Source organism: Vibrio sp. 11-4(1) (genome assembly GCF_013048625.1).
GTDB lineage: Bacteria > Pseudomonadota > Gammaproteobacteria > Enterobacterales > Vibrionaceae > Vibrio > Vibrio diabolicus.
This window is the reverse complement of the sequence record NZ_VHSY01000014.1, coordinates 1-14,505: the sequence shown is the minus strand read 5'-3', so window position 1 is coordinate 14,505 and position 14,505 is coordinate 1. Positions and strand designations below refer to the sequence as shown.

At 46.1% G+C, this 14,505-nt stretch carries 13 protein-coding genes; 7 read left to right on the top strand and 6 right to left on the bottom strand.

The genetic code is table 11. The features are described 5' to 3' along the window. Positions 1-172: 172 nt before the first annotated feature. Positions 173-2,239 (bottom strand): glycine--tRNA ligase subunit beta, encoded by a 2,067-nt coding sequence (gene glyS / locus FKN16_RS21175; protein ID WP_048625587.1) that lies wholly within the window; start codon positions 2,237-2,239, stop codon positions 173-175. A 12-nt stretch (positions 2,240-2,251) separates the two neighbouring features. Continuing rightward, positions 2,252-3,169 (bottom strand): glycine--tRNA ligase subunit alpha, encoded by a 918-nt coding sequence (gene glyQ, locus FKN16_RS21170; RefSeq protein ID WP_048625586.1) that lies wholly within the window; start codon positions 3,167-3,169, stop codon positions 2,252-2,254. Between the two features lie 484 nt (positions 3,170-3,653). Here glyQ and FKN16_RS21160 point away from each other — a divergent pair, with 484 nt between their 5' ends. Together FKN16_RS21160 and FKN16_RS21155 are read left to right on the top strand one after the other, a co-directional pair. Next, a complete protein-coding gene (locus FKN16_RS21160) occupies positions 3,654-4,208 on the top strand; it encodes a TMEM165/GDT1 family protein (protein WP_170903487.1) in 555 nt (184 codons plus the stop codon). Positions 4,209-4,414: 206 nt separating this feature from the next. Next, the gene (locus FKN16_RS21155; RefSeq protein ID WP_031780377.1) at positions 4,415-4,675 is read left to right on the top strand and encodes a hypothetical protein; all 261 of its coding nucleotides are present in this window, start codon (positions 4,415-4,417) and stop codon (positions 4,673-4,675) included. 42 nt (positions 4,676-4,717) lie between these two features. Here the strand turns inward: FKN16_RS21155 and tusA are convergent, their stop codons facing one another. Next, a complete protein-coding gene (gene tusA, locus FKN16_RS21150; RefSeq protein ID WP_005394130.1) occupies positions 4,718-4,966 on the bottom strand; it encodes a sulfurtransferase TusA in 249 nt (82 codons plus the stop codon). A gap of 133 nt (positions 4,967-5,099) precedes the next feature. Here tusA and FKN16_RS21145 point away from each other — a divergent pair, with 133 nt between their 5' ends. Further along, positions 5,100-5,282 carry a hypothetical protein gene (locus FKN16_RS21145; RefSeq protein WP_005394131.1) on the top strand — a complete coding sequence of 61 codons (183 nt, stop codon included), beginning with the start codon at positions 5,100-5,102 and terminating at the stop codon, positions 5,280-5,282. Between the two features lie 166 nt (positions 5,283-5,448). Then, positions 5,449-6,393: a LysR substrate-binding domain-containing protein gene (locus tag FKN16_RS21140; protein ID WP_005378881.1), complete on the top strand. Its 945-nt coding sequence runs from the start codon at positions 5,449-5,451 to the stop codon at positions 6,391-6,393. A 51-nt stretch (positions 6,394-6,444) separates the two neighbouring features. Here the strand turns inward: FKN16_RS21140 and FKN16_RS21135 are convergent, their stop codons facing one another. The 3 genes from FKN16_RS21135 to fadB form a co-directional block, all read right to left on the bottom strand. After that, on the bottom strand, positions 6,445-7,425 hold the full coding sequence (locus FKN16_RS21135; protein WP_047010269.1) for an MDR family oxidoreductase: 981 nt from the start codon (positions 7,423-7,425) through the stop codon (positions 6,445-6,447). Between the two features lie 281 nt (positions 7,426-7,706). After that, a complete protein-coding gene (gene fadA, locus FKN16_RS21130) occupies positions 7,707-8,882 on the bottom strand; it encodes an acetyl-CoA C-acyltransferase FadA (RefSeq protein WP_170903486.1) in 1,176 nt (391 codons plus the stop codon). 14 nt (positions 8,883-8,896) lie between these two features. Further along, positions 8,897-11,068: a fatty acid oxidation complex subunit alpha FadB gene (gene fadB, locus FKN16_RS21125; protein ID WP_170903485.1), complete on the bottom strand. Its 2,172-nt coding sequence runs from the start codon at positions 11,066-11,068 to the stop codon at positions 8,897-8,899. Positions 11,069-11,329: 261 nt separating this feature from the next. Here fadB and FKN16_RS21120 point away from each other — a divergent pair, with 261 nt between their 5' ends. From FKN16_RS21120 to hemG, 3 genes are read left to right on the top strand one after another with little or no spacing between them, the layout of a single operon-like run. Then, positions 11,330-11,953: a YigZ family protein gene (locus FKN16_RS21120; RefSeq protein ID WP_005378891.1), complete on the top strand. Its 624-nt coding sequence runs from the start codon at positions 11,330-11,332 to the stop codon at positions 11,951-11,953. A 46-nt stretch (positions 11,954-11,999) separates the two neighbouring features. Then, complete coding sequence (locus tag FKN16_RS21115; protein ID WP_170903484.1) at positions 12,000-13,457, top strand: TrkH family potassium uptake protein; 1,458 nt, start codon at positions 12,000-12,002, stop codon at positions 13,455-13,457. Positions 13,458-13,466: 9 nt separating this feature from the next. Next, a complete protein-coding gene (gene hemG / locus FKN16_RS21110) occupies positions 13,467-13,994 on the top strand; it encodes a menaquinone-dependent protoporphyrinogen IX dehydrogenase (RefSeq protein WP_170903483.1) in 528 nt (175 codons plus the stop codon). The last annotated feature ends 511 nt before the right edge of the window (positions 13,995-14,505 follow it).

Genomic DNA, 14,505 nt, shown 5'->3' with positions numbered 1-14,505 from the left:
CTCTACAATCCGAGCTCTGCACCAACAAGTTAAACGTGTCTCACCCTACAAATTTTTGCCTTGTTCACAAAATGAATAATAAGAACCGATTATCTCCGTTTAAAGACAACAAAAAAGGGAAGCCGACGCTTCCCTTTACTTATCTCTTAATCACTTCTGAATCAGTAATGAATTACTTTTGAAGGACAGAGATATCTGCGACCTGTAAGAACAGGTTACGCAGGTTGTTCAGCAATGTCAGACGGTTCTTCTTAAGTGCTTCGTCGTCTGCCATTACCATTACGTTATCGAAGAATGCATCTACTGGCTCACGTAGATCTGCTAGCTTGCTTAGGGCTTCTTGGTAGTTACCGGTCGCAAATGCAGGCTCTAGTGCTTCAGTCATGACTTCAACGCTTTCTGCTAGTGCTTTCTCTGCGTCTTCTTGTAGCAATGCTAGGTCAATTTCTTCTGCAAGTTCGCCGTCGAATTTCGCTAGGATGTTACCAACACGTTTGTTCGCTGCTGCTAGAGACTCTGCCGCTTCCAGTTCACGGAAGTGAGAAACCGCTTTAACACGTTGGTCAAAGTCTGCTGGTTTCGTCGGGCGACGAGCCAGTACCGCTTGAATGATGTCTACGCTGAAGCCTTCGTCTTGGTACCAAGCACGGAAACGACCAAGCATGAACTCGATAACGTCTTGTTCAACGTTGTCGTTGGTTAGGCGGTCGCCGAACAGTGACTTCGCTTTCGCAACTAGGTCAACAAGATCTAGGTTGTAGCCGTATTCAACGATGATACGCAGTACACCTAGAGATGCGCGGCGTAGTGCGAATGGGTCACTGCCTTTAGGCGCTTGACCAATACCGAAGATACCTACGATAGTGTCTAGTTTGTCTGCCATTGCAACTGCTGTTGAAACGCCGTTTGATGGCAGTTCATCACCTGCGAAACGAGGCATGTATTGCTCATTCAGTGCGACTGCAACTTCTTCTGCTTCACCGTCGTGGCGAGCGTAGTGCATACCCATAACACCTTGAGTATCCGTGAATTCGAATACCATTGAGGTCATTAGGTCACATTTTGCTAGTAGACCAGCACGCTTTGATTTCTCAACGTCAGCACCGATTTGCTCTGCAATGTAGCCAGCAAGTTCTGTGATGCGGTCTGTTTTGTCTTTGATCGTACCCAGTTGCTTTTGGAAGATCGCTTGCTCTAGTTCAGGCAGACGGTCGATAAGCGGACGCTTACGGTCTGTGTTGAAGAAGAACTCTGCGTCAGCAAGACGAGGACGAACCACTTTCTCGTTACCTTCGATTACGTAACGAGGTTCTTTTGATTCGATGTTCGATACGAAGATGAAGTTAGGTAGTAGCTTCTTGTTTTCGTCATAAACAGGGAAGTACTTCTGGTCACCTTTCATGGTGTAAACCAACGCTTCAGAAGGCACTTTTAGGAACTCTTCTTCGAACTTCGCTGTAAGTACTACTGGCCATTCAACCAGAGACGTGACTTCTTCTACTAGGTCATCTTCTAGATCAGCGATACCGCCAACTTCTGCTGCCGCTTTTTGTGCGTCAGCTAGGATGATGGCTTTACGTGCTTCGTAATCTGCCATAACTTTACCGCGCTCTTCTAGGATTGCAGGGTATTGCTCAGCAGAATCGATAGTGAACTCTTGTTCACCCATGAAGCGGTGACCACGGATAGTGCGGTCAGAAGCGACACCAAGGATCTCGCCTTCGATTAGGTCGCTGCCCATCAGCATGGTTAGCGTTTTCACTGGGCGGATAAATTGAGTCGTTTTGTTACCCCAGCGCATTGGTTTTGCGATAGGTAGGTTTGCTAGTGCTTTCGCTGCAAGTTCAACAACGATCTCAGACGTTGGCTGACCTTTCACTTCTTGTTTGAACAGTAGCCATTCGCCTTTATCTGTAACCATGCGCTCTGCTTGGTCAACAGAAATACCACAACCGCGTGCCCAGCCTTGAGCCGCTTTGGTTGGGTTGCCTTCCGCGTCAAACGCTGCAGAAACCGCAGGGCCACGTTTTTCAACGATTTTGTCTGATTGGCTTTCTGCTAGTGCCGCGACTTTAAGTGCAAGACGACGAGGAGCCGCAAACCATTTTACGCCTTCGTGAGCTAGCTCAGCGCCTTTTAGTTCTGCTTCGAAGTTTGCTGCGAATGCTTCAGCTAGCGTACGAAGTTGCGTTGGTGGTAGCTCTTCTGTACCTAGCTCGATTAGAAATTCTTTTGCCATGTTCTCTACCCCTTACGCTTGTTCTTTCTTACACATTGGGAAGCCAAGAGCTTCACGCGATGCGTAGTATGCTTCTGCTACTGACTTAGTCAGATCGCGAATGCGCAGGATGTAACGCTGACGCTCAGTTACTGAGATCGCTTTACGCGCGTCTAGTAGGTTGAATGCGTGACCTGCTTTTAGGATACGCTCGTAAGCAGGTAATGGCAGTGGCTTTTCAAGCTCAAGCAACTCTTTACACTCTTTCTCACACTGCTCGAAGAAACCAAATAGGAATTCAACGTCTGCGTGCTCGAAGTTGTAAGTCGATTGCTCTACTTCGTTTTGGTGGAAGATATCACCGTAAGTCACTTTGCTGCCGTCTGGTGCGATGTTCCAAACTAGGTCGTAAACCGAGTCTACTTCTTGGATGTACATTGCTAGACGCTCGATACCGTAAGTGATTTCGCCAGTGACTGGTTTACACTCAAGGCCGCCAACTTGTTGGAAGTACGTAAACTGAGTTACTTCCATACCGTTTAGCCAAACTTCCCAGCCTAGACCCCATGCGCCTAGTGTTGGGTTTTCCCAGTTGTCTTCTACGAAACGGATGTCGTGTACAAGAGGGTCAATACCAAGAACTTCAAGGGAGCCAAGGTACAACTCTTGAATATTGTCAGGCGATGGTTTTAGCGCTACTTGGAATTGGTAGTAGTGCTGAAGACGGTTAGGGTTTTCACCGTAACGGCCATCAGTAGGACGACGTGAAGGTTGTACGTAAGCTGTCGACATTGGCTCTGGGCCAAGCGCTCGTAGACAGGTCATTGGGTGAGAGGTACCCGCACCCACTTCCATATCTAGCGGTTGAACAATGGTACAACCATTTTGAGCCCAATAATCCTGCAGCGCGAGGATCATTCCCTGGAAGGTTTTGATATCGTATTTTTGCATAAGTCAGGTTCGCGCGATTCTCTTGTTACTCGTTAATTCGTCATCTATGCCGAGTTTTTCAACTCTAACAACGGCGATAAAGAGTAATTACGGTTGAATAAATTAACAATCTAGTATAACCAGATATTGAGCATGGGAGTAGAGCTAATCTTGATTAATTCGTGGGCGATTTTCTCCTTTAATGAATTTTTACCGCGTTATCTGCTGTATTTTTCTTAAAAGGGAGTTTTTGCCTGCTTTGGCTCTTGAGAAGCGCAACAAAGGTGGCTAGAATTGCGCCTGTCTTTGGGGAGTAGCTTACCTGATGAAGTTTCTGTTTCATCTGGTTCGTCCGTCAACATAATTGGTGCAAAATCACCATGGCGTTCGAGACTTGAAGCCTTTCAAGTTTAGCAAGACCTTAGACAAATCATCACGAACCGGGGTAGGGGCGTGAGGTTTGTCTTCGGTTAAAAATAATAATCCCTGCCCCAATGAGCATGTCGTGAGCGTTTTAGCTATTTCAATTACTACTGTAGCGTTAGCAGAAATTGGCGATAAGACCCAATTGCTATCTCTATTACTCGCAAGTCGTTACCGCAAACCAATACCAATTATTGCAGCAATCTTTTTGGCAACCATTGCCAACCACGCTTTAGCTGCATGGTTAGGTGTGGTTGTCGCTGACTATTTATCACCTGATATTTTAAAGTGGGTGCTGGTGGTCAGTTTTGTCGCGATGGCGGCTTGGGTGTTGATTCCTGATAAGTTGGATGATGACGAACAGATTTCAAACCGAGGTCCTTTCATTGCCACCTTTATTGCTTTCTTTGTGGCTGAGATTGGCGATAAAACTCAGATCGCCACTTCCATCTTAGGGGCGCAATACGCGGATGCGCTGAGTTGGGTCATACTTGGCACGACCATTGGTATGTTGTTGGCTAATGTGCCTGTGGTGTTAATTGGTAAGCTTTCAGCAGACAAGATGCCCCTGGGGTTGATTCGTAAAGTCACCGCTATTTTGTTCGTGTTGTTGGCGATTGGTGCGGCCTTCTTTTAATGTTTTTAGGCGGATAACGCAGCCTGAAAATGGAAAATGTTATCCGCGAACAATCGTTAAAATGGTGCAAATAATCAATAACTAGCGAATTAGTGGCGTAGCTCAAACTCTGACTTAAAATCGCTCCGTAGCGTGACGGATGACATATTAGTGTCATACTTGTCATGGTAGTTTAATGGTGTGAATGATAGCGAGAGGGCAAGTTTATGCTTACACGTTACATGGGGATGACCCCAAAGAGTCAGAGTTATTTATTCACCTTTGGTTTGGCGCTGTGCTTGTTAGCGATGGTACTGACTGATATGTGGTTGCCGATTGTGGCAGGATCGTTCGTTCTTACTGGATTAACAGTAGAGGCGTGGATTCGTGTAGCCCACATCATTCCTATGCATGAAGAGATGCGGGCAATGAAAAAACAACTCAACAAGCTCCAATCAGAAGTTCGCACACTCGAATACGATGAATAAACAAACGGCAGCCAATCGGCTGCCGTTTTTAATTCGACCAGATTATTCCAATCCTTTCTTGATCAGGTACTGATACGGAACTTGCTCCGTTTGTGCCGCAATTAATTGGTGATCCATAAAACGGCAGAAACTCGGAATGTCTCGAGTCGTGGATGGGTCATCTGCTTTGACCAGCAAAATCTCACCATCTTGCATGTTGCGAATTGTCTTCCTGACCATCATCACTGGCTCTGGGCAGCGCAGTCCTTCCGCCTCTAATGTCTTTGTTGCCAGTTCAGGATTAAAGCTCATAGTGTGATTCTCGTAACTAACTTAGCGGTGAATTCTACGTTCGTTGAAAAAATATTCAATAACCACTTGGCAAACGGAATTTTTTGTTTTACCTTAAATTAACAATTTGGTAACAACTGGCAAGGGAGAGGCAATGTTAACAGCGTTAGACAGACTTACGATTTACTCCGTACTTTGTTTTATCTCGTTTTGTGCTTTGGTACTCAGAACGCCAGCTGACACCTCTTTGATGCCTCTTGTAGGCATGGTTGCCACTATTATTGGGATTTGGATCGAGATGCGCAAATGGTCAGGTGCATCTGAGCAAGAAAATTAGCGCTTTTTGCTTCGATCAGAATACTTTAATAACGCTCACCTATTTTTACCGACACTTCATTCCGACACTATCCCCATTTTTCTTGGGCTTCCCCGCTGAAAGGCGGGATTTTTTTTGCCTGAAGAGTACAATTTACCCAAACACATACAAAATAAGTGGCTAATTCGTGGAACTGGAAGACATCTATCGCCGAGATTTAAATTTACTGGTTGCGTTGCGAGTACTGATAGAAGAAAATAGTGTCAGTAAGGCGGCAACACGTCTGAATTTGAGTCAATCGGCAATGAGTCGTGTGCTTGGTCGTCTGCGTGACTTATTGGGAGACCCGCTGTTTACTCGTCAGGGGCAGCATTTAATCCCAACTCAGAAAGCGTTAGAGATCGATCGCTCATTAGGCGAGCCATTAGAGTCTTTACGTCAGTTGTTATCTCCGGTTGAGTTTGACCCATTGCAATGCGTACAGACTTTCAACATCGTGACCACCGACTATGCCATGCAAACGATCTTACCGTTCGCTTTGCCGAGAATTTACCAAGAAGCGCCAAACGTGTCTTTTAACTTCTTACCACTGCAACACGACCGTTTATCAGATCAGCTCACTTATGAAGGTGCAGACTTAGCGATTTGTCGCCCGACAGGTCCGGTGGAGCCGCTACGCAGTGAAGTGTTGGGGCGAGTGGGGGTGCTGTGTATGCTTTCAAAACAGCATCCATTAGCGGATAAAGAAATGAGCTTGGATGATTATCTGAGTCATCCACATGCCATGATCGCCATCAGTGATGGTGTTAAGGCACTGATCGAACAAGCTTTGATGGAGAAACCTAAGCGTAAAATGGTTCTGCGGGCTTATCATTTAGAAGCCGCATTGGCGATCATGGATACCTTGCCAATTATCATCACAGTGCCAGCGGACTTGGCGTATCTGGTTGCCGAGCGTTATGACTTGGTGGTGAAACCATTACCATTCCAATTTACTCCATTTGAATACTCGATGATTTGGCATGCGCGTTGCGAGCATTCCCCTGCTCAAGAATGGTTAAGAACGATTGTGCGTGAAGAATGTAGCCGTCTAATAGCTAAGCGTATCGAAGATATGGGACTAAACTGCTAACAAAAAGAGCCAGCAATGCCGGCTCTTCGTCTGTTTACGCTGAGTCAGTGTTTATAGCTTGATAACCACACGACCTGTTACTTGACCGTTGGTGATGTCTTCTGCGTATTTTGGTGCTTCTGCTAGTTCTACTTCAGTACACGCTTGCTCGAAATAGCTGTCTGGTAGTAGTTCAACCAGTTTTTCCCATGCTGCGATGCGTTTCTCTGTTGGACACATTACTGAGTCCACACCTTGTAGACGAACGTTACGTAGGATGAACGGCATCACTGTAGTTGGTAGATCAAAACCACCTGCAAGACCACAAGCGGCGACTGCACTGTTGTAATCCATTTGCGCCAATACTTTTGCTAGTACTTTGCTGCCGACGGTATCTACCGCACCTGCCCATACTTGCTTTTCAAGTGGACGTGCTGGTTCTTCAAATTCAGTACGGTCAATGATGCGGCTAGCACCTAGTTTTTCAAGTAGCGGACCGTTTTTCTCTACACGTCCTGTCACTGCTGCAACTTTGTAGCCAAGCTGCGCTAGGAGCGTTACTGCTACCGAGCCTACGCCGCCACTTGCGCCCGTTACTAGGATTTCACCAGCTTCAGGTTTGATGCCTGCATCAAGCAGTGCTTGAACACATAGCATACCAGTGAAGCCAGCAGTACCAACCATCATTGCTTTTTTGCTGTCTAGACCTTTTGGTAGTGGCACTAGCCAATCCGCTTTTAGACGAGCACGTTGAGCCATGCCACCCCAATGGTTTTCACCCACGCCCCAGCCAGTTAAGACCACTTTGTCACCAGCTTGGTAACGCGAATCTTCAGAACTTACAACCGTACCCGCTAGATCAATGCCAGGTACCATCGGGAAGTTACGGATGATTTTACCTTTACCTGTGATCGCCAAACCATCTTTGTAATTCAACGATGAGTAATCGACTTCAACCAGAACGTCGCCTTCCGGCAGTTGTGTTTCATCGATTTGCTCGATACTAGCGATAGTGCGTTTGTCTTCTTGGTTTAGAACTAGAGCATTAAACATAAGGTTCTCCGAAATTGCGTTAGCGTGACTCAGTTGCCACATACAGCAAGATATTAACTGTCTATAAGTCTATGTCTTCTCTATCTATGAATAAAATGAAAGTTACTCATTTAATGTATGCTTTTTATGCATATTTACTGTGTTTGGCGTAAAACAAAGGGCGACATCTGATGTCGCCCTTAAGTGTAATACTAAATTATTTTAGTATTTATTCATTTCATTCTGGTTGTTGAGTAGATCACTACGACCATCGTCGTTTTGAGCCTACTTCACTCCAAGCGTTAAGGCCTCTCAAATACGGTCGCTATACCCTGACCCAAACCGATACACATGGTGGCTAGACCGTATTTCGCATCTTTCGCTTCCATTAGGTTGATCAACGTTGTTGAGATGCGGGAACCAGAACAGCCTAGTGGATGACCCAATGCTATCGCACCACCGTTAAGGTTGACCTTCTCATCCATAACATCAAGCAGACCTAGGTCTTTAGCACACGGTAGAGACTGCGCTGCAAATGCTTCGTTTAGCTCAACCACATCCATGTCTTCAATTGAAAGACCGGCACGCTTGAGCGCTTTTTTCGTCGCAGGTACCGGACCGTAACCCATAATAGAAGGATCGCAGCCCGCAATGGCCATGCCTTTAATACGTGCACGAATCTTCAAGCCAAGCTCGTTGGCTTTCTCTTCGCTCATGATCAACATCGCTGATGCACCATCGGACAGCGCCGATGAAGTACCGGCTGTTACTGTACCGTTTGCAGGGTCGAACACTGGGCGAAGTTGAGATAGACCTTCAACTGTTGTCTCTGGACGAATCACTTCATCATAGTCGAGAGTAAACAGTGTACCGTCAGCCGCATGGCCTTCAATTGGTAGGATTTCGTTTTTAAAGCGACCCTCTACGGTTGCTGCGTGCGCACGAGCGTGAGAGCGCGCGGCAAACTCGTCTTGTTGCTCACGGCTAATGCTATGTAATTTACCAAGCATTTCAGCCGTTAAGCCCATCATGCCCGCAGCTTTTGCTACGTTCTTTGACATACCAGGGTGAAAGTCTACACCGTGGTTCATCGGCACATGCCCCATGTGCTCAACGCCACCAATTAGGCAGATTTCAGCATCGCCAGTCATGATGGCACGTGTACCGTCGTGAAGCGCTTGCATTGATGAACCACACAAGCGGTTAACCGTCACGGCGCCAATTTCAATCGGCAGACCAGCAAGCAGCGCCGCATTACGTGCAACGTTAAAGCCTTGCTCTAGTGTTTGCTGTACACAGCCCCAGTAGATGTCTTCAATCTCGCTTGGGTTCACTTGTGGGTTACGCGCAAGAATGCCTTTCATTAGGCGCGCAGATAGATCTTCTGCTCGTGTATGACGGAAAGCACCACCTTTAGAGCGACCCATTGGAGTACGTAGACAATCGACTACGACAACATTTCTTGTTTGATTAGTCATTTTAGAATCCCTCCTTAGATAGAACCTTGCTGTTGTGCACCGTAAAAGCTTTCACCTTTCGCCGCCATATCAATCAGCATTTTCGGTACTTGGTACATCGCACCTAGCTCGGCGTGTTGTTTTGCCATTTCAACGTATTCAGCAATACCCACGCTGTCTAGATAGCGGAATACGCCACCGCGGAATGGAGGGAAACCAAGACCATAAACCAATGCCATGTCTGCTTCCTGCGGAGTAGCGATGATGCCTTCTTGAAGGCACAGCACAACTTCGTTGATCATTGGAATCATCATACGTTGAATGATGGTCTCATCGTCAAAGTCCTGCTTATCGGCACAAACGTCAGCGAGCACCGGCAAGATCTCTTCAGAGAAGGTTTTCTTCGGCTTACCTTTTTTATCTATGGTGTAGCTGTAGAAGCCATTACCATTCTTCTGACCATATTTGTCTGCTTCGAATAGTGCATCAATCGCATCACGACCTTGTTTACCCATACGCTCAGGGAAACCCTCTGCCATCACAGCTTGTGCGTGGTGCGCGGTATCAATGCCGACTACGTCAAGCAAGTACGCCGGTCCCATCGGCCAGCCAAACTTACGCTCCATGACTTTGTCGATTTTCGTAAAGTCAGCACCATCACGAAGTAGCATGCTGAAGCCGCCAAAGTATGGGAACAATACGCGGTTAACGAAGAACCCTGGGCAGTCATTAACGACAATTGGTGATTTGCCCATTTTCGCAGCATACGCCACAACACGATTGATGGTTTCATCAGAGGTGTGCTCACCACGGATGATCTCAACAAGAGGCATACGATGCACTGGGTTGAAGAAGTGCATACCACAGAAGTTTTCTGGGCGTTTTAGTGATTTTGCCAATAGGTTGATAGGAATAGTCGAGGTGTTTGAGGTGATAACGGTGTCGTCACCGACATGGGATTCGACTTCACTCAAAACCGCCGCTTTTACTTTCGGATTTTCAACGACAGCTTCAACAATCACATCAGAGTTCTCAATACCTGCGTAATGTAGGCTCGGTGTGATTGACGCTAAAATACCCGCCATCTTAAAGCCATCAATGCGACCGCGAGATAAGCGTTTATTCAGCAGCTTAGATGCTTCAGTCATGCCTAGGTCGAGCGACGCTTGTGCGATGTCTTTCATTAAGACAGGCACACCTTTTAGCGCTGATTGGTAAGCAATGCCGCCACCCATGATACCTGCACCTAATACGGCTGCACGTTGCGTGTCTTTACTTGCTGACTTCGCTGCTTTTTTCGCAATGCCTTTGATGTATTGATCGTTAAGGAATAGGCCAACCAGTGATTTTGCTTCTTCCGATTTAGCCAATTTCACGAAGTGCTTACGTTCAATGTCTAACGCTTCATTACGTGCAAAGCGAGCACCTTCTTCAATCGTGATAACGGCTGTCATTGGGGCAGGGTAATGAGGACCTGCTTTTTGTGCCACCAGACCCTTCGCCATGGTGAAGCTCATCATTGATTCAAGCTTACTCAGCGTTAGCGGAGATGTTTTCTGTGCTCGGCGTGCTTGCCAGTCAAGTTTCTCGTTAATTGCAGAGTTAAGAGTTTGTAGTGCTGATTCGTATAAAGCATCAGTCTCTACAACAGCATCGAGTAAGCCAATTTTCAATGCTTCATCAGCTCGGCATGCTTTGCCTTGGGTGATGATTTCCATTGCGCTGTCTGCGCCAATAACGCGAGGTAAACGCACACAACCACCAAAGCCCGGCATGATTCCCAGTTTCGTTTCTGGTAGGCCGATGCTGGTGGTTATGTCACCAATACGCATGTCTGTTGCTAGCACACATTCACAACCGCCACCAAGAGCGTGACCTTTGATCACCGAGATGGTCGGAACGGGTAAGTCTTCTAATTTGTTAAAGATGCTGTTAGCAAATTGCAGCCATTGGTCGAGCTCGGCATCCGTTTTAGCAAACAGACCTAAAAACTCGGTAATGTCTGCGCCTACAATGAATGCGTCTTTATCTGAGGTGAGCAACAACCCCTTGAGGCCTTGATGGGCAATGAGCGCATCAAGAGCTTTATCTAGCGATTCCAATGTCGCTAGGTCGAGTTTGTTGACGGATTTTGGAGAGCAGAAGCTTAGCTCTGCAATACCATCTTGTATTTCCTTTACCTGTAGGGTTTCGGCTTGGTAAATCATTGTCTATCTCCATGACATACAATCGTGGATTGTCTGTATACCTATTTCAACGACGCCGTGTACCTCGGCAAATAGGTATCGAGGAAGTCGTTTTATTTTTGTTCTGGTTTGACCAGTAAAGTTAGTTTGGATCGTGGATTGTCTAATTTCAATACATTTTTTAAACAAGTGTTTAACATTGTGCGCTGTGGCAGATCTTATGCGACGGGTAAATCACACTCGTGATAGACTTCAGACAAATAGACCTGAATCCATAATCCTATGAATGACAAGCCTTATCTGATTCCAGCAGAGCCCGCTCAATTTGAAGAAGAAATTAAAAAGAGCGTCTTCATTACTTATTTGGCACACACGCCAAGTATCGAAGCAGCAAAAGCATTTGTTGATCAAATCAAAGCTAAACACGCTGATGCCAGACATAACTGTTGGGGCTTTGTTGCTGGCCGCCCGGAAGATTCAATGAAATGGGGCTTTAGTGATGATGGGGAGCCATCCGGAACTGCAGGCAAACCGATCCTGGCGCAGCTGTCTGGATCTGGTGTGGGGGAGATCACGGCAGTGGTCACGCGATACTCTGGTGGAATCAAGTTAGGTACAGGCGGCTTGGTTAAAGCGTATGGGGGTGGGGTACAACAAGCGCTCAAGCTGCTTCAAACTATTGAGAAAAAAATAACCACAAAGCTCAGACTAACGTTAGACTATGGGTTTATGCCGATCGCACAGTCAATCATGCCGCAATTTGGTGCGATAGAAGTCGAGGCTGAATACAGCGATCAGGTGGTATTAGTGGTGGAAATTGAGCTTCGAGAAGTGAGCGCGTTTACCCAAGCAATCATCAATAAAAGCGGGGCAAAGGCAATTGTCACTCCGCTAGACGGACAATAATGAAAAACAGGATGCAACAGGGACAGCTTCGCTAGTCAATTTATCCATGCAATTTCGTTCAATTATTCGAATCGTCGGGCTACTGCTCGCACTCTTTAGTGTCACTATGCTTGCGCCAGCACTCGTTGCGCTGATCTATCGAGATGGTGCAGGTGTGCCTTTTGTCACGACATTTTTTGTTCTGCTGTTTTGTGGGGCCGTTTGTTGGTACCCAAACCGCAGGTATAAGCACGAGCTTAAAGCTCGAGATGGCTTTCTTATTGTCGTCTTATTCTGGACAGTACTTGGCAGTGCAGGCTCGATCCCCTTTCTCATTGCTGACAACCCGAACGTCTCAGTCACAGATGCGTTTTTTGAATCGTTTTCTGCTCTCACTACGACCGGGGCGACCGTTATTGTTGGTTTGGATGAGTTACCTAAAGCGATTCTATTCTATCGACAGTTACTGCAGTGGTTCGGCGGTATGGGAATCATCGTATTAGCGGTGGCGATTTTGCCAGTACTTGGCATTGGTGGTATGCAGCTTTACCGCGCCGAGATCCCAGGTCCAGTCAAGGACACTAAAGTGACGCCGCGCATAGCAGAAACTGCTAAGGCGCTTTGGTACATCTATTTGAGCCTGACTATCGCCTGTGCATCGGCTTTTTGGTTAGCTGGTATGACGCCATTTGACGCCATCAGTCACAGCTTTTCCACCATTGCCATTGGTGGCTTCTCTACCCACGATGCCAGCATCGGATACTTTGATAGTTACGCGATTAACCTAATTACCGTGGTTTTTCTGCTTATATCTGCATGTAACTACACACTGCACTTTGCTGCATTTGCATCGGGTGGTGTGCATCCCAAGTATTACTGGAAAGATCCTGAGTTTCGCGCCTTCTTGCTTATTCAAGTGCTGCTATTTGTCATTTGCTTTCTATTATTACTGAAACATCACTCTTACACATCGACATACGATGCTTTCGATCAGGCTCTGTTCCAAACCGTGTCAATTTCGACAACAGCGGGCTTTACGACGACGGGTTTTGCGGACTGGCCGCTCTTCTTACCTGTACTGCTATTGTTCTCCTCTTTTATCGGTGGTTGTGCTGGTTCAACAGGCGGCGGCATGAAAGTGATTCGTATCCTGCTTCTTACCTTACAAGGTGCGCGTGAACTAAAACGTTTAGTCCATCCGCGCGCGGTTTACACCATCAAAGTAGGTGGCAGTGCCCTACCGCAACGTGTTGTCGATGCGGTTTGGGGCTTCTTCTCCGCATACGCATTGGTATTTGTGGTTTGTATGTTGGGGTTGATTGCAACAGGAATGGATGAGCTCAGTGCGTTCTCTGCGGTGGCTGCGACTCTGAACAACCTCGGTCCTGGTTTGGGAGAAGTGGCGCTTCACTTTGGTGATGTTAACGACAAAGCAAAATGGGTATTGATAGTTTCTATGCTGTTTGGTCGTTTGGAAATCTTTACCTTACTTATTCTACTTACGCCGACGTTTTGGCGTAGCTAAGGGGAAATCGTGGCAAAAGCATTATTTCTATACTCTTCCCGCGAAGGGCAGACTAAAAAAATTCTCCACTATATAGATGAACAACTTCCAGACTTCGAGTGTGAGCTGGTGGATTTACATAATGTCGAGACGATTGACTTCAGTCAATACGACAGAGTGTTGATAGGTGCCTCTATTCGTTATGGTCATCTTAATAAAAAGCTATACCAGTTTATTGAGCGAAATCTCAATCAATTGGAGCAAAATAAAGTGGCATTTTTCTGCGTAAACCTAACCGCTCGTAAAGAGGACCAAGGAAAGGATACACCTGAAGGTAGTGCTTACATTCGCAAGTTTCTAATTAAGTCGCCTTGGAAACCAACGCTAATCGGTGTTTTTGCTGGTGCACTTTATTACCCACGTTACAGCTGGTTCGACAGAACTATGATTAGGTTCATTATGTCGATGACAGGTGGAGAAACCGATACGACCAAAGAAGTGGAATACACCAATTGGGGAAAAGTGGCTCTTTTCGCAGATAAATTCAGAGAACTGTAGAAATAACGTGCTCTTTTGACCGCTTTTGATGCAAATTTATCCGAAAGATAAAAAAATCAAAAAAAACGAGAAAAAGGGCTTGCCAATGTGATCGCAATCTCTATAATGCCACCTCGCTGACACGGCAACGCTTCGAAAGAAACGAAAGCCAAGTTAGCAAGCCAAATTAGCCAAGTGGAAACGCTTGAAGAAAGTTTGAAAAAAGTGATTGACACTAAACTTTAACTCGCTAAAATGGCCGTCCTGTTTTGAGCAAAGCTCAACAGGAAAGCTCTTTAACAATATAGACCTATCAATCTGTGTGGGCACTCGTTGATGATAATCCAATTAGATACCTCGGTATCAAATTAGGTTTCAATGATACGAAGTGACCATTGAGTCTTAGGATTCAGCACAGTCAATTCAAACATTACTTTATGTAATGTTCAGTATTCATTGAGCCGAACAAAATCTTAAATTGAAGAGTTTGATCATGGCTCAGATTGAACGCTGGCGGCAGGCCTAACACATG

Bases quoted from the DNA above. Each gene is read 5' to 3' on its own strand.
- glyS (WP_048625587.1), bottom strand. From the start codon at position 2,239: ATGGCAAAAGAATTTCTAATCGAGCTAGGTACAGAAGAGCTACCACCA.
- glyQ (WP_048625586.1), bottom strand. From the start codon at position 3,169: ATGCAAAAATACGATATCAAAACCTTCCAGGGAATGATCCTCGCGCTG.
- FKN16_RS21155 (WP_031780377.1), top strand. From the start codon at position 4,415: ATGCTTACACGTTACATGGGGATGACCCCAAAGAGTCAGAGTTATTTA.
- tusA (WP_005394130.1), bottom strand. From the start codon at position 4,966: ATGAGCTTTAATCCTGAACTGGCAACAAAGACATTAGAGGCGGAAGGA.
- FKN16_RS21145 (WP_005394131.1), top strand. From the start codon at position 5,100: ATGTTAACAGCGTTAGACAGACTTACGATTTACTCCGTACTTTGTTTT.
- FKN16_RS21135 (WP_047010269.1), bottom strand. From the start codon at position 7,425: ATGTTTAATGCTCTAGTTCTAAACCAAGAAGACAAACGCACTATCGCT.
- fadA (WP_170903486.1), bottom strand. From the start codon at position 8,882: ATGACTAATCAAACAAGAAATGTTGTCGTAGTCGATTGTCTACGTACT.
- fadB (WP_170903485.1), bottom strand. From the start codon at position 11,068: ATGATTTACCAAGCCGAAACCCTACAGGTAAAGGAAATACAAGATGGT.
- FKN16_RS21120 (WP_005378891.1), top strand. From the start codon at position 11,330: ATGAATGACAAGCCTTATCTGATTCCAGCAGAGCCCGCTCAATTTGAA.
- FKN16_RS21115 (WP_170903484.1), top strand. From the start codon at position 12,000: ATGCAATTTCGTTCAATTATTCGAATCGTCGGGCTACTGCTCGCACTC.